Genomic DNA, 18,234 nt, shown 5'->3' with positions numbered 1-18,234 from the left:
GATGGAACCCGTTGCTGTCATCGAGATCAGGCAGGTCGATACCGGGTTGCAGGAGCTGTTCTGTGACTACGTGCCGCAGGTGTTCCGTCGAGCAGATTTCCGGCGCTGGCGCGCATGGGGTGAGTGGACCGATGCGTACCGCGCGTTCTCGGTGGTCGAATCTGGCCGTGTGGTCGCCAATGCCTCCGTGACGCGGATGCGCCTGGTGTTGGAGGGGCGTGAGGTGACGGGGTACCAGCTGGGGGCCGTGGGATGTCTGCCGTCGCATCGTGGGCGGGGCCTGGCTCGCAAGGCCATGGACGTCGCGCTGGACGCATGCGGTGATGCGCCGGTCCTGCTCTTTGCCAATCCCACCGTGCGCCAGTTCTACCCGCGCTTCGGGTTCCAACCGTGGAAGCAGACGTTGTTCGCGGCCACGTACGAGGCCGTTCCGGAAGGTCCTCCCGCGCCCCCGCTCGACTTGGATGACGCGAAGGTGCGCGCGGGACTCGATTCACTCTCCAGCGTGGGCCTTCCTTCATCGGAGCGCTTCGGCGCGCGTGGCTACGGGAAGGTGGCGAGCTGGCCCGTGGCCAATGGCTTCGCGAGGCCCTTGCGTCAGCTGGGCTCGGAGGTCTGGGTGTTCGCGGGAGTCGAAGGCAACACGCTCTACCTGGACGATGTCTTCGCCAGGGAGCCCTTCGACCTCCGCGCCTGGATCCCCCGGTTGATTGACCGGCCCATCGAGGCCGTCCGCTTCGGGTTCACCCCGGAGCGCTACTGGCCGGGTGCCGTGGAGGCAGGAGAGGACGCGGAGGCCCACCTGTTCGTGCGCAACCTGCGGCTGTCACAGGAGGCGCACCGGTTTCCAATCATGGCTCACACGTGATTCGGTCCCCATGCGGATTCATGGGGACCGAAGCGCGCCTCACTGACAGAGCTTCTCGACCGACTTGATCCGCACCGTGCCGTCGACGTTGGGGTCGTTGGTCTGGTCTCCGATGGCGATGGTGCCGTTGGTCGTGAAGTTGTTCCGCGTGAGCTTCGCGACGCCGTCGACGCTCACCGTGGCGACCTTGGCGGCATCCACCGCGAGCTCGTAGACGTGATACGCGCCATCGGTCACGGAGAACGCGGAGGATTGCGTGTCATCCCCCCAGCCAATCGCCGCGCTATCCAGGTAGAGCATCTGTGCGCGGTCGGTGCCATTGCCGACCGAACCGGTGAGGCTCCCCAGGATGGCCGCGCCGCTGTCGAGCTGGTTGTGCTTGCTCACCGATTCGACCTGCATCGTCACGCGGATCTTGAAGGGCTGCGTCGTGTCGACCGTGTTCGGCCGCGCGATGAGCAGCTGACCGCTCGTTCGACCGTTGGTGGGCGTTGAGGTCTCAAGACGCACATAGTCCAAACCGTACGTGAGCGAGTTCGGTGCCTGTGAGTACGTCGTCCAGCCCTGGGTCGTGATGTCGGTGCCGCCAACGAGCAGCGGAATGCTCTCGCGAGGCGACCACGCCGTCGTCGATGTCGCAGGGGTGCAGACCTCGCATGGGCTCGTCGGGTTCGGTGTGCCCTCGTCGTAGAGCGTGCCGTTGATGAAGCACTTCGGGCTGCACGCGCCGGCCGCGCAGACCTGTCCCGTGCCGCACGCCGTCCCGTCAGCGAGGGGCGTCCACGCGGACGCGGACGTCGTGGGTGCGCACTGCTCGCACGCGTTCGCCGGGTTCACCGCACCGGCCGCGAACTGCTCGCCATTGATCCGGCAGACCGCGACACAGGTGCCGGATTCACAGGCCTCGGTGCTCGAGCAGGCCTGGTTGCACGCCCCGCAGTGGGCCGGGTCGCTGTCGGTGTTGACGCAGATGTCGCCGCACTGCGTGGTGCCGGGAGTCGTGCACTGTTCGGGCACGGACGCATCAGGTGTCCCGCCGGGTGGGTTGGGGGAGTCGTCACTGCAAGCGGCGAAGAGGCCGAGCACGACCACACAGGAGAGAGCAATGGATCGCATGGGGATCATGAACGTATGTGACTTTCCGTCCGGTTGACGGATCTGGGTGTTTCCGTCCTGGTATTTCGCGAGGAGTTATCAGAGCCCAAGCTCCAAGCCGATGCCCGGCGCCACGGACCAGAGCGTCTTCCGGGAACCAATTCCCGGGTACCACTCGCCGACCAACTGGGCACGGAGGAACTCCAGGAAGGTGATGCCCACGAGTCCCTGGACCACCGGCCGTGAGCACGCGGTCACGTGGCTTGCGCCTCCGGCCTCACAACTGTCCGTCCCGTAATGGTCGTTCGCGCTGAACAACCAGCCCGCGCGAAGCGCGAGCCGGCTCTGTGAGAGGAAGGTCTGCCCCGAACGGGGCTGGAACTCCACGCCTCCCGTCAGCTCCACGCCAAAGGGATCACTGCTGCTGCCGGAGGAGAGGACGTCCTCAAGGCCTCGGAACCCGACCGCCCCCGCCAACCGGAGCCCGGACGACAAGGGCATTTCGGAAAGCCCGACGCTCAGCCCCACCTCGCTCGCCGTGGGGCCCATCGTGACGTGCAGCACCAGGTGCTGGGGCTCGTAGCTGATGCTGTCCACCGCGAGCTTGCTGGCGAAGCGGACCGTGGGTCTGTCGGAGGCGGGCTGCACCGCCGCGAGCCGGCTGGCTGCCTTGCCCAGCGCGTGACGGATGCGCAGGACGGCAAGGTCGCCTCGGCCCTTCGGCACGCCCAGGTCCTCGAAGCCGAAGCCATAGGCCCCCAGCAGCCGCATCGAGTACGACAGCTCCGATTCATCCTTGCGCTGCTTCCAGTCCGGCCATTCGTTGGGTTGCAGGCCCGGGACATGGGGCGGCGGCTGGCCCGCGATGGCGCGGTCACAGTGCGTGTTGCGCCAAGTGCCCGGGGGAGCTGTCCCGGCGGACTTGCTGCATGTGTCGTAGAGCTGATCCAAGGACATCTGCAATAGCGCCCGGAAGTCCGCCAGCGCCTCGCCCTGACACGCCTGCTCCGCGTCTGGTGACGAGTCATAGACGGCGCTCATGCAGGCGAAGGGTTGCCATCCGCCAAGACCATCCATCTTTGCCGCGTGCGGTTGTTCCGCCTGCGTCCGCCCTTCCCGGAACGCGTCATCCATCATCCGGCGGGCGTCATACATGCCGAGATAGAAATCAAAGACCCGGAAGCTCTTCTCAAAGAAGCCCAGGAACGCGAAGAGGGGCGCACCGGCCGCAGGGAAGTGCCGACGGGGCAGGGTGAGGCGCTGGGCGATCTCCGGCTCTTCCTCCAGGAGCATGGCCAGTTCCTTGGACCGCGCCGTGTCCACAAACGCAGCCAAGAGCTCGGCGAGTGTTCCGGGAAGTGACGGCGGTTTTGCTACGGCCCGGGGGGAAGGGGAGATGGGGTATTCGGTTGCATCCGGATCGATGAACGCGAAAGCAATGCCTGCGGGCGTCGTGCGCACGTCAGGTTGCGGAACAGGACGCCACGCCAACTTGCCATCCGCTGTTTCGCGCAGGCCATCACGAGCCAGTCCCACGGCCAGACGAAGAGGTGTGTTGTCGAAGACGCCGCCATCAATGAACAGCTCGCGCCGTGCCTCTGAAGGCAGGCACACTCCCGGCGTGGCGGAGGCCTTCGCCGCGCAGGTCCGCAGGGGCTGAGGCGGGAACGCGATGGGGAAGGACATGGACGCGAGCAGCAACTCGCGCAGGTTCGCGAAGGGAATCTCACCGTGCTCGTCCGTTTCGAGCATCAGCTCCAAACGCCGGCCCTCGCGAGTGCTGTAGTTGGTCGCGCGAGGAGGGCGTCCACGCCCGCGTCCCTGGATGCGGATGGCGAACTTCTCTTCGAGCCGGGGCAGGTCCAGCCGCCCGTTCGCAGCCTGAAGAGCGCGCGGCGAAAGCCGCGTCGTCGAAACTCCGAGCACCACATCGCAGGAGCGATCCAGCCCGCGATTCCAGGCCTGTTCCACGTGAGATGCGCGCCGTTCCAATGATTCCCGGGAGAAAACCCCGAGCGGCGTTGTCGATGACGGGATGAACAGGTCGTTGAACCCGATGGGAACCCAGATGTCCCAGAACAGGGATTGGCCCGGCGTGGACGCATCCACGCCACAGGTCGCCATGACCGCCAGCAGGGCGTTGAGACTTCCCGCGGAGGCTCCCGTCACGAGCCGCAGGTCTACAGCGCGCTCACCCTGGGAAGACGTCCCCGAGTAATAGAGAAACCCTGCCTCATACGTGCCCAGGGAGACGCCGCCGCTCACGGTGAGTGACACGGCTTTCGGATCCGGGGGCTGGGGCGAACCGAGCGCCTGGGCGCTCGCGTTTGAAACAAACAAGCACAGCGCGCAGGCGATGGTGCCGGTCAGCAGAGCCAGGAGGCCTGACCTCGCGGGGCCGATCATGGAACGCCTTTCACAAGGTCACTCGCGCCGGAAGACCAGCTCATCCCCTCGCTGCTCAGGGTGCCAACCTGCTTCGAGCGCGCTGAGGATGACATCCCTGACCAGGCCCGGCGCGATGATGGTTCCGTGCTCCACCCAGGTCACCATGCGCTGGCCGTGCCCTGACTCGTGCTCGACGACGATTCCGAGTCCGGGTTCATCATTTGGAGCCACCGTCCAGCGGTAGTTCGTGTCCCCGACAACGATGCTCCGCGTCCCCTTTTGTCTCAGTGTCATCGGTTCTCCGGCTGCTTTCCGTGGAGGGCTCGCCTGAAGACGCCCAGCGTCTGTTGAGCGCATCGGTCCCAGGTGAATCGGGCCGCTCGCTCTCGCCCCAGCTCCATCAGATTGCGGCGCAGGTTTTCGTCCCTGAGCACCCGCAACGTCGCTTCATGCCAGGACTTCTGATCATCGGGAGGGACTCGCAGCGCCGCGTCGCCCACGACTTCCGGCAACGCCGTCGTGTCCGCTGCGATGACAGGACATCCGGACGCCATGGCCTCCAGCGCAGGCAATCCAAATCCCTCGTACTTCGAAGGCAGCAGTAGCGCCGTGGCAGCCCCATAGAACAACGGCATCTCCGACTCCGGCAGTTGCTCCAGGTCGATGACGTTCTCGTGCAGCCCCACCTCATGCGCCACCGCGCCCCTACCCGCGAGCAGGACCAGGGGCACAGGCAGCTCCGGCGCGAACTTCCCCAGCATCTCCAGGTTCTTGAACGGCTTCGCATTTCCCACGACCGCGAGGTACCGCTCCGGCAACTCATGCCGCTCCCGGAACGCCTTCGCCTCGCTCACCGTGGGCGGCTGGAACCTCGAATCCACGCCGTTGTGGATCACCTGGAACCGGTACGGCGACATCTTCAGATACTTCCCCAGCTCCTCCCGGGAGAAGTCAGACACCGTGATCAACGCAGTCGCCAACCGCGCCCGCGGCCCCACCACCGCCTTGTAATAGATGGCCTGCACCGGCGTGTACTGGTCCGCCAGCGCCAGGTGGTTCGCGTCATGCAACGTGGCCACCAACCGGCCGGGCCAGAACAACGGCAACGAGAACGACGTCGCGTGGAACAGGTCCGGCTTCAGCTTCGACAGCTCGTACGCCAGCAGCGGCTGCTCGGTCGGTGACAGGTAGCCGGCCCTGGAGCGGTGCAGCGGAATCCTCGGCGTCAGCTCGCCCAGGTCGTCCGGCAGGCCCTTCGCCGGCACCAGCGCGGAGAACTCCAGGTCCGGGGCCAGGGCGGGCAGCCGGCGCGCCAGCTCCAGCGCGTACCTCGCGATGCCGTGAAGCTGACCGCGCACCATTCTCAGGTCGAGGAGGACAGAAGGCACGCTCCCTGGCCTAGCACACGCCGGCTTCCCACCGCATCGCCGCGCGGCCAGTGCTAGAAGGCCCTCCCGTGAAGGTCGCCCTCGTCCACGACTGGCTCGTCACCCACCGCGGCGGAGAGCGCGTCCTCGACGCACTCTGCGAATTGTTCCCCGACGCGGACCTCTACACCCTCATCCACCAGCCGGGCAGCCAGTCCCCGCGCATCGAGAACCGACGCATCTCCACGTCGTTCCTCCAACACATCCCCGGCATCCACTCGCGCTACCGGCACTTCCTGCCGCTGTTCCCCCGCGCCATCGAAGCCCTGCGCATCACCGGCGACTACGACCTCGTCCTGTCCTCCAGCCACTGCGTCGCCAAGGGCATCCACGCGCCTTCCGGCGTGCCCCACCTGAGCTACGTCCACGCTCCCATGCGGTACATGTGGGACCTGTTCGACGAGTACTTCGGCCCCGGCCGCACCCGCCTCCCCGTGCGCGCCGCCGCGCTCGCCGTGCGCCCCTACCTCCAGCGCTGGGACCGCACCTCCACCCGGCGCGTGGACCGCATCGTCGCCAACTCCCAGCACATCGCCGGGAAGATCCGCCGCTTCTGGGACCGCGACGCCTCCGTCGTCCCGCCCCCCGTGGAGCTCGACCGCTTCACGCAGGTGCCGCTCGAAGGAGGAGGGCAGGGCGGCTACTTCCTGTGGCTCGGCGCCTTCGCCCCGTACAAGCGGCTGGACGTCGCCCTGGAGGCCTTCCGCACCCTGGACACGCCGCTCTGGGTCGTGGGCACGGGACAGGAGGCGTCGCGCCTGACGTCCGGTCCGCTTCCGCCCCACATCCGCTTCCTCGGCAACGTGCCTGACAGCGCGCTCCCCGCCCTCTACCGCGACGCCCGCGCGCTCCTCTTCACCCCCGAGGAGGACTTCGGCATCACCCCCCTGGAGGCCCAGGCCACCGGCCGCCCCGTCATCGCGTTCGGCAAGGGCGGCGCCCTGGAGACCGTCACCCCGAAGACGGGCCTCTTCTTCCCCGAGCAGACCCCCGCGTCCCTCGCCGCCGCCGTGCGCCAGTTCGATGCCTGGGAGCCCTCCTTCCGGCCCGCCGACGCCCGCGCCCAGGCCGAGCGCTTCAGCCGCGCCCGCTTCCAACAAGCCATCCAGGCCGAGGTGGATGCCTTGCTGTCCCCGTCCTCCCCAACAGTGTGACATCGCTGTCCGCCCCCTCCCCACTTTCCCGAGGCCTGGCCGCCCGGTGTGTCGACTTGTGTTCTCTGGCCTGCGCTCCAAGCCGTTGAATTCACGGAAAATCCCGTGATAGGACGCCGCGCGCGGGGGAGGGCCGGGCGCTTGAATGCGCCCGGGGTAAAGGGTGCGTGTCTTGCATCCAACGGACGGTCTTCGTCCCCCGACAGGAGTCATCGCGGTGTTCGGTCGCCTGCAGCGCTTCTACACGTCCATCAAGGTCGCCGCCGACGCGGGGATGCTCGGGGTGGCGTTCGTGCTCGCGTACTTCACCCGCTTCAGCGGCGTGTTCCCCATCACCGAGGGCATCCCCCCCATGGGCGAGACGTTCGTCTCGCTGGTGATGGTGCTCGTCATCTTCCCGATGACGTTCCAGCGGGCGCGGCTGTACGCGACCAACCGGGCGCGCTCGCACATGGGGGAGCTGTTCGAGCTCTTCAAGGCCACCATCACCGCGACGCTCGTCCTGGTGGCGGTGACGTACTTCATCCGAGAGCGCTACTCACGCCTCACGCTGGCCATCTTCGTCGTCTACGCCTTCACGCTCATCGCGCTGTCGCGCATGTTCATGCGCCACCTGCTCAGCGAGGTGCGCCGCCGCGGCTACAACCTCAAGTCCATCCTCGTCATCGGCGAGGAGGAGCTGGGCCTGCGCACCATCGAGACGGTGGAGAGCCACCGCGAGCTGGGCTTCCGCGTGACGGGCGTGCTGGCGCTCAAGGAGGAGAAGGTCGGCCAGTGGGTGGGCGGCGTGCGCGTCGTGGGCCACGTGGGCCAGGTGGAGTCCTACCTGGACGCCCACCCCGTGGATCAGGTCATCATCGCCGTGCCGCTGGAGGACCAGGCGCGCGTGAAGCCGCTGATGGAACAGCTGGCGCTGCGCACCGTGGACGTCAAGGTGGTGCCGGACCTGTACCAGTACATCACCCTGTACGGCGGCTTGGAGGAGTTCGGCGGCCTGCCCATCATCAGCCTCCAGGGCGACCCCATGGACGGCTGGAGCCGCGTGGCCAAGCGCGTGTTCGACGTGCTGTTCTCGCTGGTGGCCATCGCCCTCAGCGCGCCGTTGATGGTGCTGACGGCCCTGGTGGTGCGCTTCACCAGCAAGGGCCCCATCCTCTACCGCCAGGAGCGGATGGGCATGGACGGGCGGACCTTCCACATCCTCAAGTTCCGCACCATGCGTGTGGACGCCGAAGCCCAGGGCGCCACCATGGCGAGCGCGGTGGACTCGCGCCGCACGCCGGTGGGCACGTTCCTGCGCAAGTACTCGCTGGATGAGCTGCCGCAGTTCTTCAACGTGCTGCGCGGCGACATGAGCCTCGTGGGCCCGCGCCCGGAGCGGCCCGTCTTCATCGAGGAGTTCAAGCGCCAGATTCCGCGCTACCACCTGCGACACAAGGTGAAGGCGGGCATCACCGGCTGGGCGCAGATCAACGGCCTGCGCGGCCAGACGTCCATCCAGAAGCGCATCGAGTACGACCTCTACTACATCGAGAACTGGTCGCTCCTGATGGACCTGAAGATCCTCCTGCGCACCGCGCTGGGAGGATTCCTGTCGAAGAACGCGTACTGACCCGGGCGGGCGGCCCCTTCGCCCCCGCCATGGGGGCGGGGGCCGAGGCAGGCAGGCGTCCAGGGCCGGCGCGCAGGTCGTATTCGCGCGCACCCTCTCATCGGCACCGCGAAGCTGTTTAGACTGCGGGCCGACATGGCCGACAAGCTGGGAATGACGCTGGTCCGCAAGGGCCTCCTGACGCAGGCGCAGCTCGATCAGGGCATGAGCGCGCAGCTCGTGCACGGAGGCCGGTTGGGCTCCCGGCTCGTGGAGCTGGGGTTCCTCGACATCGAGACGGTGGCCATGGTGCTGGGGGAGCTGACCCGCGCACCCGTCGCGATGGAGGCGGACTTCGAGGCCGCCACCGAGGCGACGCTGAAGCTGCTCACCGAGGATCAGGCGGAGAAGCACCAGGCGTTCCCGCTCGCGGTGGAGGGCCGGCGGCTGAAGGTCGCGCTGGCCAATCCGCTGGACCTGCAGACCACGGACGCGCTGGGCTTCATCACCGGCATGCGCATCGTGCCGTACGTGGTGCCGGAGCTGCGGCTGTACCACTACCTGAACCTGCGCTACGGCATCGACCGGCCCACGCGTCCGCTGAAGCCGGCCATTCCGCTGCCCGCGCGCCGTTCGGTGTCCGTGGCGGCGGTGGCGCCTGTCGCCATGGCGCCACCGGTGGTCGTGCCGCCACCGGCCGTGCCGCCTCCGCCCGCGCCCGTGCGCGCGGAGCCCGAGGTCGCGGGGATGTTCGGCGGGCTCGCGCCGGGACAGTTCCTCAGCGATGACTCGGAGGAGCAGGAGTCCGACGCGGACCTCGCCGAAGCCGCCATCGTCGGCGAGGAGCTTCCGGACATCGTGATGGGCGAGCCGGTGCGCGCACCGCCCGTGGTGGAGGCGGCTCGGCCTGCTGGGAGCCCTCCGGTGGCGCCGCCCCGCTTGGCGCCACAGCCTCCGGGCATGGTGGCCCGGCAGGGTGGGGTGCCCCCGAATGGACCGGGCGTGTCTGGGCCGCCGGTGGTGCCGGGGATGCCCGTGCCTGCCGCGGCGGCTCCGGGAGTTCCCTCACCTGGGGCGACGCCCCTGGGGCGCGCGCCGGGTCCGGTTCCGCCGGGGGGCGCGCCAATGGGGGCTGCTCCGGTAGGGCCTCCTCCTGGAGTTGGTGGGCCTCCGCGCGCGGCGCCTCCGCCGGGGGCTCCGGGAGCTCAGCCTCCCGGGATGATTGGGCGGAGCAGCCCCGTGCCACCGGGGGCTCGGCCTTCGGGTGTGGGGATTCCCGCCGTGCAGCGGACGCCGCCTCCGGGCATGCCTCCCGCCGCGCCAGGAGCACCCGGGCCGCGTCCGGCGGGACCTCCGGGCGCACCCATGCCGCCGGGGATGGTCCGCGCGGGACCGCCGCCGGGAGCGCCGGGCATTCCGCCGGGAGCGGCGCCTCGGCCCGCTCCGGGCACGCCCGCGCCCGTGATGATGACGCCGGGTGGGGCGGGGCCTGTTCCGCCGGGACAGCGCCCTCCAATGGCTCCCGGGCTTCCGGGCGTCGGTGCTCCTCCGGGGGCACGTCCCATGGGACCTCCCGGGGCACCGGGCGCCGTGCCGCCGAATGTCATGCAGGGCCGCCCGGGGGGGCCGCCGCCTGCGCCGGGGGCACCGCCGCGTCAGGGGCCTCCGTCAGGGGTTGTGCCGACGGTGGCGCCTGGGGCGATGGGCCCCGCCGTGCCTGTTCCCGGTGCGCCGGTGGCGGCTCCGCCGCGTCCCGCCATGGCGGGTCCCGCCCAGGGAGCGACGCATGGCCCGGCGGCGGGCCTGTCGCCCGCGGGGCAATCCGGCCCGCTGACGGCTGCTTCCGGGAGCGCGACTCCTGTCGTGGCCCATGGGCTGGCTGGGGCAACGAATGCGTCTCATGGCGCCGCGCCTCGTGGTCCAGTGAATGCCCCTCAAGGCGGAGCGCAGGCCCCCGTGCCTCAAGGCGCGTCGCTGGCAAGGCCTGCCGCGAGCGTGTTCGCGAATTCCTCCGAGGGAGTTCCTCCGGCAGGGACTGCCCAGGACGTGGCGGGAGCTTCAATTCCTGCCATGGAGCCGTCGTCGGTTGGGGCCCAGCCTCTCGCGGCCCGACGCCCGTCCGGCGTGACCCAAGCGGTCGCGGCGGCCTCTCCAAGCGCGCCTCCCGCGGCCGCCTCCGCCGTGGAGGGCCCGGCCGCCACCGCACTGGTGGCGGGGCTCGGGGGCGAGTGGGCGGATGCCTTCGCGGACACAGCCTCCTCGAAGGAAGCTGCTCCGGACGTCCAGGTGCTGGCCGCCGCCACGGCTCAACCGTCCCAGACCTCATCACTGTCCGAGCCGGTGCTGGACGCCGACCTTGCCGACATCGCCGACGTCAGCCCGAGCCCCGAATCCGTCGAGGCCGCGGCGCCAGTCGCGGCCGCCGCCGAGAAGGCTCCCGAGCCCGCCGCGGTCCTGACCGGAGATGATCTCTCTGATGACGACATCCTCGGTGACGCGGACGCCGTGTCCGAAGAGCCAGCCGCCACGGCCGAGGCCTCGGACATCCTTGATGTCGACGACGTGATGTCCGCTGAGCCTCTCGAGGCCACCAAGGACGACCACGCGGACGCGGACGTGCTGTCCGCCCAACCGCTGGAGGTGACTGAAGCGAAGGACGTCCTCGAGGCCGAGGACGTGCTGTCGGCGGATCCGGTGGGGGCCAAGGAGGCCAAGGACGTCCTTGACGCCGGGGACCTGCAGTCCGCCGAGCCTCTGGATGCGACCGAGGCCACGGATGTCCGCGCCGGAATGGACGCGCAGCCCGCTGAGCCGCTTGCTGCCACTACGACCAACGACGTCTCGTCGGACGTGGACCTGCTGTCCGCCGAGCCACTGGAGGCCGCTGAAGCGAAAGACGTCCTCGAAGTCGTGGACGTCACGTCCGCGGAGTCGGCGGAGCTCCTGACCGCCGACGCTTCGGACATCCTCGATGTCGAGGACGTGACGGCCGCTGAGCCGCGGGAGGCCCAGCCGACGCTCGAAGCGGATCCGATTCCCGAGGCGGAATCCGTCTGGGATGCCGCGCCCGCAGCATCGACGGCGGACGCGACGGACGCCCCTGCGAAGGAGTCCGTTCCGGCACCCGCCGCCACTGCGGCCTCGAAGGTCGACGAGATCCCCAAGGCAATGGAGTTCGAATCCGCTCCGGAGCCGCCCGTCTCTGTCGAAGCCGTGAGTCCGGAGCGCCACTCCGTCGAGGCGTCCGCCTCCACGCCCTCCACTGAAACGCCCGTCGCACCGGAAGCGCCTGGGATGGCCGCACCGGCCACGCAGGACGCCGAAGCCGACGCACTCGAATTCAGCCTGGCGGGAGATTCGCCAACGCAGTCCGCGTCTCCGGAAGCGGAGTCCTCCGAGTCCTGGCAGGTCGCCGCCGCACCGAAGGCCGAGGTTATCCCCACCGAGCCCCCGGCACAGCCTCCCAGCCCCACGCCCACCGAGGAGCGCCGAGCCGATATCTCCCCGGAGCACGAGGCCACCCTCATCGCCAGCGCGGAAGCGGCCCCCAAGCCCGAACCGGAGTCCGCCGCTCCGTCCGACGAGGTCCCGACCCCAGCGAACGCCGAAGAGTCCGTGGCCCTACCGAAGCCGCGCCTCGTGGCCGCGCCACCGGCCCCGGTCCGGGACCGGACGCCCATCGCCCTCGACGACCTGTCCTCCTCCTCCGAGGAGCCCATGCAGCTCGCCTCCACGTGGGAGTTCGTGGGCTGGCAGGGCGGTGGGGAAGGGGAGGGCGCCGTGGGGCACAGCGCGGAGACCACCTGGGCGGACCGCGTCGTGGACCTGGACGTCCCCGCCACGACGCCCGTGGCCTCCGAGGACGGCGTGGCCCTGGCCTCCGCGTGGGAGTTCATGCAGCACCCGTGGCAGCCGCAGGCCACCGCGCAGGTGGATCCCGCCCAGTCCCTGCTCGCCGCCGCCAGCGCGTCCACCGACACGCTCGCGGACGGCCCCGCGGTCACCGCGGAGCAGGTCCTCTCCGCGCTCGATACGGCGGACTCGCAGGGCATGGTGGGCAAGGTGCTGCTCGCCTACAGCGCGGGCCGCTTCCGCCGGGCCTTCCTCCTGGGGGACAGCTTCGGGCTCGCGCGCGTGGGCCGCGCGTGGGGGCCGGGCAGCGACCGTCCGGAGGTCTCCGCGCTCAAGGTGGATCTGGACGCGCCGTCGCTCCTCCTGTCGTCGCTCAACGGCCCCAGCCCCAGCGTCTTCAGCGCCCCACAGGCCCCTCAGGATGAGGCCATCTTCTCCGCGCTGTGCGGCGGGTCCGAGTCCCACCTGCTCGTCTTCCCGCTCCACTCGCGCGGCCAGCCCGTGGCCTTCTTCGTCGCCGAGCACGGCCCCGCGCCCCTCGAAGTGGCCATGCTGGAGGAGCTGAGCCGCATCGCGGATCGCGCCGTGGAGATCTGCACCCGCCTCCACCGCTTCCCCTGAAGCACGAAGGGCTCCGGAGCCTGCCAGCCCCGGAGCCCTGCTCTCCCTCAGCAACTCACGACCGCCTCAGCTGCAGCCCGTCGTCGTGCCGCAGTTCGTGCACTTGTAGCAGGCACCGCTGCGCACGGTGATGGCGCCGCACTGGTGGCAGGGCGGTGCATCCGCCTGGTTCAGGTACGTGCTTCGCGAGTTCATCGCGGACAGCTGGAGCGTCCCCGCCTGGGCCGGCACCGCCGCCTGCGTCACCGGCTCCGGACGGGCCGCCTCCACCGGCGTCACCTCCACGTCGTCCGCGCAGGGCTCCGTGGGCAGGAACTTCAACGACAGCCACCGGAAGATGTAGTCGGTGATGGACTTCGCGATGGGGATGGCCGGGTTGCCCGTGAAGCCGCTCGGCTCGTAGCGGGTGTGGCAGAACTTGTCCGCCAGCACCTGCAGCGGCACGCCGTACTGGAGCGCCAGCGACACGCTCGTGGCGAAGCTGTCCATCAAGCCGCTCACCACCGAGCCCTCCTTCGCCATGACGACGAAGAGCTCACCCGGCGTGCCGTCCTCGTACATGCCCACCGTCAGGTAGCCCTCGTGGCCACCGATGGAGAACTTGTGCGTGATGGACTGCCGCTCATCCGGAAGCCGGCGGCGCAGCGCCTTGGGCTCGGGCGTCACGGCGGGGGCGGGCTCGGCCACCGCGCGGCGGGCCTCCGGGGCCTTGTCCTGCGACGTGTTGAGCGGCTGCGTGCGCTTGCACCCGTCGCGGTACACCGCGACCGCCTTCAGGCCGCTCTTCCACGCCTCGATGTACGCCTTCTCGATGTCCTCCACCGTGGCGTCATTCGGCAGGTTCACCGTCTTGGAGATGGCGCCGGAGAGGAACGGCTGCGCCGCGGCCATCATCTCGATGTGGCCCATCCAGTGGATGCTGCGCTGGCCCTTGGACGGCTTGAACGCGCAGTCGAACACCGCCAGGTGCTCCGGCTTCAGGTGCGGCGCGCCCTCGATGGTGTCGTGCTTGTCCAGGTACGCGATGATGTCCTGCGCCTGCGTCTGCGGGTAGCCCAGCTTCTCCAGCGCCAGCGGCACCGTCTGGTTGACGATCTTCAGCATGCCGCCGCCCACCAGCTTCTTGTACTTGATGAGCGCGATGTCCGGCTCGATGCCCGTGGTGTCGCAGTCCATCATGAAGCCGATGGTCCCCGTGGGCGCCAGCACCGTCACCTGGCTGTTGCGGAAGCCGTGCTCCATGCCGCCCGCCAGCGCGTCGTCCCACGCCGCCTTCTGCGCCGCGTGCAGCTCCTCGCTCACGCCCGACACCGGCAGCTGGTACGCCGCCTTGCGGTGCTTGCGGATGACGCCGAGCATGGGCTCCGCGTTGTTGCCGTAGCCCGCGAACGGGCCCTGCTTCTGCGCGATGCGCGCGCTCATCGCGTACGCCTCGCCGCACATGAGCGAGGTGATGGCCCCCGCCAGGTTGCGGCCGGCAGGGGAGTCATAGGGCAGACCGGACGCCATCAGGAGCGCGCCCAGGTTCGCGTACCCCAGGCCCAGCGGACGGTAGTCGTGGCTGTTCTTCGCGATGCGCTCGGTGGGGTAGCGGCTGAAGCCGACGATGATCTCCTGCGCCAGCAGCACCACGTCCACCGCGTGCTTGAAGGCCGCCACGTCGAAGCCACCCTCCAGCGTGCGGAAGTGCATCAGGTTCAGCGACGCCAGGTTGCAGGCCGAGTCATCCAGGAACATGTACTCGGAGCAGGGGTTGGACGCGTTGATGCGCGCCGTGCCGGAGCACGTGTGCCACGCGTTCACCGTGGTGTCGTACTGGAGGCCCGGGTCGCCGCACAGGTGCGCCGCCTCCGCGATCTCACGGAACAGCTCGCGGGCCTTGTACGTCTCCATCACCTGGCCGTCGCGCACCGCGCGCGTCTGCCACGCGCCGTCGCTCACCACCGCCTTCATGAAGTCGTCGGTGACGCGCACGGAGTTGTTGGAGTTCTGGAAGAACACCGACCCGTAGGCCTCGCCGTTGAAGGACGGGTCGTAGCCCGCTTCAATGAGCGCCCAGGCCTTCTTCTCCTCGTTCGACTTGCAGCGGATGAACTCGAGGATGTCCGGGTGGTCCGCGTTGAGGATGACCATCTTCGCCGCGCGACGCGTCTTGCCGCCGCTCTTGATGACGCCCGCGAACGCGTCGAAGCCGCGCATGAACGACACCGGGCCGGACGCGGTGCCACCTCCCGCGAGCAGCTCCTTGCTGCCGCGGATGGTGGACAGGTTGGAGCCCGTGCCGCTGCCGTACTTGAAGAGCATGCCCTCCGTGCGCGCCAGCCCCAGGATGGACTCCATGTTGTCGTCCACGCTGTTGATGAAGCACGCCGAGCACTGCGGGTGCTCCTCCACGCCCACGTTGAACCAGACGGGCGAGTTGAACGCCGCCTTCTGGCGCAACAGCAGGTGCGTCAGCTCCGCGTGGAACGCCTCGCGGTCCACCGCCGACGCGAAGTAGTGCCCCTCCTCACCCCAGCGGGTGAGGGTGTCCACCACGCGCGCCACCAGCTCGCGCACGCTCGTCTCACGCTCGGGCGTGCCGGGCGTGCCCCGGAAGTACTTCGACGCCACGACGTTCGTCGCCAGCATCGACCAGGACTTGGGGACCTCGATGTCCTTCTGATCGAAGACGACCTTGCCGTCCTCGCCCTTGATGCTCGCGCTGCGGTACTCCCACGCCAGCTCGTCCGCTGGGTCCACCCCCGGCGTCGTGAAGAAGCGCGCCACGGTCAGCCCCGTGGAGGCCAGCGCCGCCTTGCCCTTCGCGCGTCCGCCGCCGCGCCGCGGCTCCCTGACCCCCACCACCGGCTTCCCACTCAGTTCCTTCTCCATGACGCCCACCTCCAGATTCACTGAGAGTGCTGATGCAAAGTTTGCAAAACGGCCAACGCCGCGAGATCCCAAAGGATCCGGTGATCACTTCCAGGCATGGGGACGGCAGCGTTGGGATGGTCCGGGATGGGCAGAAGCCAGCGGGCCCACCGCTGGAATCCGGGCCCGGGCCTGACTGCCCACCCGCCGGGCGGGCGGATCCATATGATCGCTGGTGGGGTCCGTCAACATCCCCTGCTCCCCCATATCTAGTGTCCGGGCGCTGCTTACACACTTCATTTGGTGGACATTCTGAGGCGCCCGGATCTGCGTCCAAGGCTGATCTAATAACCCTCGCCCGGGTGGCAACGGCTGCCGTGGCTGGCAACGTATCGTCATGGCCATGCGGTGACCGTCCAGCAACGGAGGGGGCGCGTCCAAGCGCTTGTGATCACTCGCGGATGTTTGCTGTCAGTCCGTGTGCCGAGCGTAGGAGCGCTGTCACGCCTCCGCGACAAAACGGCCGGGGAGGGCCCGGTGGGACGGTCGCCTGCTGAACGGCGGCATCGATTTCGACGCACGGTCGCGTTAGGAGGCGAACCATGCCGCCTCCCTTCCAGCGCCACGTCTTCATCTGCACCAACCGCCGCCCGGACGGTCACCCCAAGGGGTGCTGCGCCACCAAGGGTGGGGAAGAGGTGCGGGCCGCCTTCAAGGAGGAGCTCGACAAGCGCGGGCTCAAGGGGCGCATGCGCGCCAACGCGGCGGGCTGCGTGGACACCTGCGCGTTCGGCGTCTCCGTGGTCGTCTACCCGGAGGGCACCTGGTACGGCGGCGTGAAGGTGGAGGACGTGCCCGCCATCGTGGAGGAGCATCTGGTGCAGGGCCGCCCCGTGGAGCGGCTCCTGATGCCCTTCAACAAGAAGGCGGAGCGCTGAAGGCGCCCTCCGGCCTCAGCGTCGAGCGAGGGCGAGCTTCGCGCCGAACGCGATGAACACGCCGCCCGTCAGCCGGTCCATCGTCTTCATGAAGCCAGGGCGTTGCATGAGGCGGCCCAGCGGAACCGTCAGTCCAATGAGCAGCGCGAACCACGCGGCCCCCAGCACGACGTGAATCGTCGCGAGGAGGAAGGTGTAGGGCGCGACGGGGACGTCCACCGGCACGAACTGCGGCAGGAAGGTGACGTAGAAGACCCCGACCTTGGGGTTCAGGATGTTCGTCAGTACCCCGCGCCGCATCCAGGCCATCGCGCCATGCTGGACCGCCACGGGAGGGACGGCCTTGGTGGCCTCCAGGTTCGAGCGAGGCCTCCGCAGGAGCCCGATGCCGAGCCACACCAGGTAGGCCGCGCCAATCCAGCGGAGCGCCGTGTAGGCGACTCCTGACGCGACCAGGAGCGCGCCCAGTCCCAGCGCGACCGCTCCGCCCCAGACGACACAGCCGAGGCAGATCCCCAGGGCCGCGAACGCCGCCTGCCTCGTGCCTTCGAGGGCGGACGTTCGCAGGACCATGGCCGTATCGACCCCGGGCGTGATGGCGAGGACGCCCGCCGCCACGATGAAGGCCAGCAGTGATTGGGTGACCGTCATGGTCGCTGGACCTTCACCGGGAGCCGGGCATCAGTCGCGGCGCTTGCCCAGCAGGCGCAGGAGCGACAGGAACAGGTTCACGAAGTCCAGGTAGAGCATCAGCGCGCCCACGATGCTCACCGTGGCCGTGCTCTTGAAGCCCGTGTCCGCGTGGAACTCGCGCAGCTTCTGCGTGTCGTACGCGGTGTAGCCCGCGAAGACGAGCACGCCCACGCAGGCGCTCACGAACGACACCGCATCACTGCGGAGGAAGAGGTTCACCACGCCCGAGATGAGCAGGCCGATGAGCCCCATGAAGAGGAACGTGTGCCAGCCGCTCAGGTCCTTCTTCGTGACGGTGCCGTAGATGGCCATCGCGCCGTACACCGCCGATGTGATGAAGAACACCTGGGCGACGGAGCCCGCCGTATAGAGGAGGAAGATGACCGAGAGCACGAAGCCCGTCAGCGCCGCGTAGCCCAGGAACATCACCGCGGCCACCGGACCGGACAGCCGGGGGGCCAGCGTCGACAGCAATAGCACCAGGCCCACCTCCGCGATGCTCAGGCCCAGGTAGTGCTGGGCCGCGAACCGGAGCATGGCCTCATTGGTCACGGTCAGGAGCGCCATCACGCCGGTGAGCGCCAGGCCGGCGAACATCCAGCCGTGCACGCGCGACATGAACGCGCGCTGGGACTCCTGCACCAGGATGTCGTCCACCGGGCTCGTCTGCCCGCCCTGCCACCCACCTGAAGTTTCCCACGCCATGTGTTTCGTTTCCTTTCGGGCCGGGGCCACCTTCGCCCCGGCATCTCTT

At 69.0% G+C, this 18,234-nt stretch carries 12 protein-coding genes; 5 read left to right on the top strand and 7 right to left on the bottom strand.

Annotated features, from left to right (window positions below; translation table 11 throughout):
- Position 1: 1 nt before the first annotated feature.
- A complete protein-coding gene (locus KYK13_RS24915; protein ID WP_223634187.1) occupies positions 2 to 868 on the top strand; it encodes a GNAT family N-acetyltransferase in 867 nt (288 codons plus the stop codon).
- A 39-nt stretch (positions 869 to 907) separates the two neighbouring features.
- Here the strand turns inward: KYK13_RS24915 and KYK13_RS24910 are convergent, their stop codons facing one another.
- The 4 genes from KYK13_RS24910 to KYK13_RS24895 form a co-directional block, all read right to left on the bottom strand.
- Positions 908 to 1,885: a hypothetical protein gene (locus KYK13_RS24910; RefSeq protein WP_223634185.1), complete on the bottom strand. Its 978-nt coding sequence runs from the start codon at positions 1,883 to 1,885 to the stop codon at positions 908 to 910.
- A 177-nt stretch (positions 1,886 to 2,062) separates the two neighbouring features.
- Positions 2,063 to 4,369, bottom strand: coding sequence for a patatin-like phospholipase family protein (locus KYK13_RS24905; protein ID WP_223634183.1), 2,307 nt, complete (start codon positions 4,367 to 4,369; stop codon positions 2,063 to 2,065).
- Between the two features lie 18 nt (positions 4,370 to 4,387).
- Positions 4,388 to 4,645: a hypothetical protein gene (locus KYK13_RS24900; protein ID WP_223634181.1), complete on the bottom strand. Its 258-nt coding sequence runs from the start codon at positions 4,643 to 4,645 to the stop codon at positions 4,388 to 4,390.
- Positions 4,642 to 5,712 carry a glycosyltransferase family 1 protein gene (locus tag KYK13_RS24895; RefSeq protein WP_223646745.1) on the bottom strand — a complete coding sequence of 357 codons (1,071 nt, stop codon included), beginning with the start codon at positions 5,710 to 5,712 and terminating at the stop codon, positions 4,642 to 4,644. The genes KYK13_RS24900 and KYK13_RS24895 overlap by 4 nt, the downstream gene beginning before the upstream one ends.
- 95 nt (positions 5,713 to 5,807) lie before the next feature.
- Between KYK13_RS24895 and KYK13_RS24890 the strand changes: the two genes are divergently transcribed.
- From KYK13_RS24890 to KYK13_RS39100, 3 genes are all read left to right on the top strand, one after another.
- Positions 5,808 to 6,932 carry a glycosyltransferase gene (locus tag KYK13_RS24890; RefSeq protein ID WP_223634178.1) on the top strand — a complete coding sequence of 375 codons (1,125 nt, stop codon included), beginning with the start codon at positions 5,808 to 5,810 and terminating at the stop codon, positions 6,930 to 6,932.
- A 217-nt stretch (positions 6,933 to 7,149) separates the two neighbouring features.
- A complete protein-coding gene (locus KYK13_RS24885; protein WP_223634176.1) occupies positions 7,150 to 8,544 on the top strand; it encodes an undecaprenyl-phosphate glucose phosphotransferase in 1,395 nt (464 codons plus the stop codon).
- Positions 8,545 to 8,679: 135 nt separating this feature from the next.
- Entirely contained in the window at positions 8,680 to 12,996 is a 4,317-nt protein-coding gene (locus KYK13_RS39100; protein WP_304504056.1) for a hypothetical protein, read from the top strand.
- A 66-nt stretch (positions 12,997 to 13,062) separates the two neighbouring features.
- Here KYK13_RS39100 and KYK13_RS24870 read toward each other — a convergent pair whose 3' ends face one another.
- Entirely contained in the window at positions 13,063 to 15,870 is a 2,808-nt protein-coding gene (locus KYK13_RS24870; protein WP_223634174.1) for a vitamin B12-dependent ribonucleotide reductase, read from the bottom strand.
- A gap of 581 nt (positions 15,871 to 16,451) precedes the next feature.
- Here KYK13_RS24870 and KYK13_RS24865 point away from each other — a divergent pair.
- Positions 16,452 to 16,787, top strand: a complete 336-nt coding sequence (locus KYK13_RS24865; protein WP_223634170.1) for a ferredoxin — start codon at positions 16,452 to 16,454, stop codon at positions 16,785 to 16,787.
- 15 nt (positions 16,788 to 16,802) lie between these two features.
- Here the strand turns inward: KYK13_RS24865 and KYK13_RS24860 are convergent, their stop codons facing one another.
- Positions 16,803 to 17,438: a LysE family translocator gene (locus tag KYK13_RS24860; RefSeq protein WP_223634166.1), complete on the bottom strand. Its 636-nt coding sequence runs from the start codon at positions 17,436 to 17,438 to the stop codon at positions 16,803 to 16,805.
- A 30-nt stretch (positions 17,439 to 17,468) separates the two neighbouring features.
- Entirely contained in the window at positions 17,469 to 18,185 is a 717-nt protein-coding gene (locus KYK13_RS24855) for a Bax inhibitor-1/YccA family protein (protein ID WP_223634164.1), read from the bottom strand.
- Positions 18,186 to 18,234: the final 49 nt, after the last annotated feature.

It is taken from the genome of Corallococcus sp. EGB, from assembly GCF_019968905.1.
GTDB lineage: Bacteria > Myxococcota > Myxococcia > Myxococcales > Myxococcaceae > Corallococcus.
The sequence above is the reverse complement of the archived record's forward strand: the minus strand, read 5'-3'. Positions and strand labels throughout refer to the sequence as shown.

Coding starts and splice junctions, on each gene's coding strand:
- KYK13_RS24915 (WP_223634187.1), top strand. CDS start 2: ATGGAACCCGTTGCTGTCATCGAGATCAGGCAGGTCGATACCGGGTTG.
- KYK13_RS24905 (WP_223634183.1), bottom strand. CDS start 4,369: ATGATCGGCCCCGCGAGGTCAGGCCTCCTGGCTCTGCTGACCGGCACC.
- KYK13_RS24900 (WP_223634181.1), bottom strand. CDS start 4,645: ATGACACTGAGACAAAAGGGGACGCGGAGCATCGTTGTCGGGGACACG.
- KYK13_RS24895 (WP_223646745.1), bottom strand. CDS start 5,712: ATGGTGCGCGGTCAGCTTCACGGCATCGCGAGGTACGCGCTGGAGCTG.
- KYK13_RS39100 (WP_304504056.1), top strand. CDS start 8,680: ATGGCCGACAAGCTGGGAATGACGCTGGTCCGCAAGGGCCTCCTGACG.
- KYK13_RS24870 (WP_223634174.1), bottom strand. CDS start 15,870: ATGGAGAAGGAACTGAGTGGGAAGCCGGTGGTGGGGGTCAGGGAGCCG.
- KYK13_RS24865 (WP_223634170.1), top strand. CDS start 16,452: ATGCCGCCTCCCTTCCAGCGCCACGTCTTCATCTGCACCAACCGCCGC.
- KYK13_RS24860 (WP_223634166.1), bottom strand. CDS start 17,438: ATGACGGTCACCCAATCACTGCTGGCCTTCATCGTGGCGGCGGGCGTC.
- KYK13_RS24855 (WP_223634164.1), bottom strand. CDS start 18,185: ATGGCGTGGGAAACTTCAGGTGGGTGGCAGGGCGGGCAGACGAGCCCG.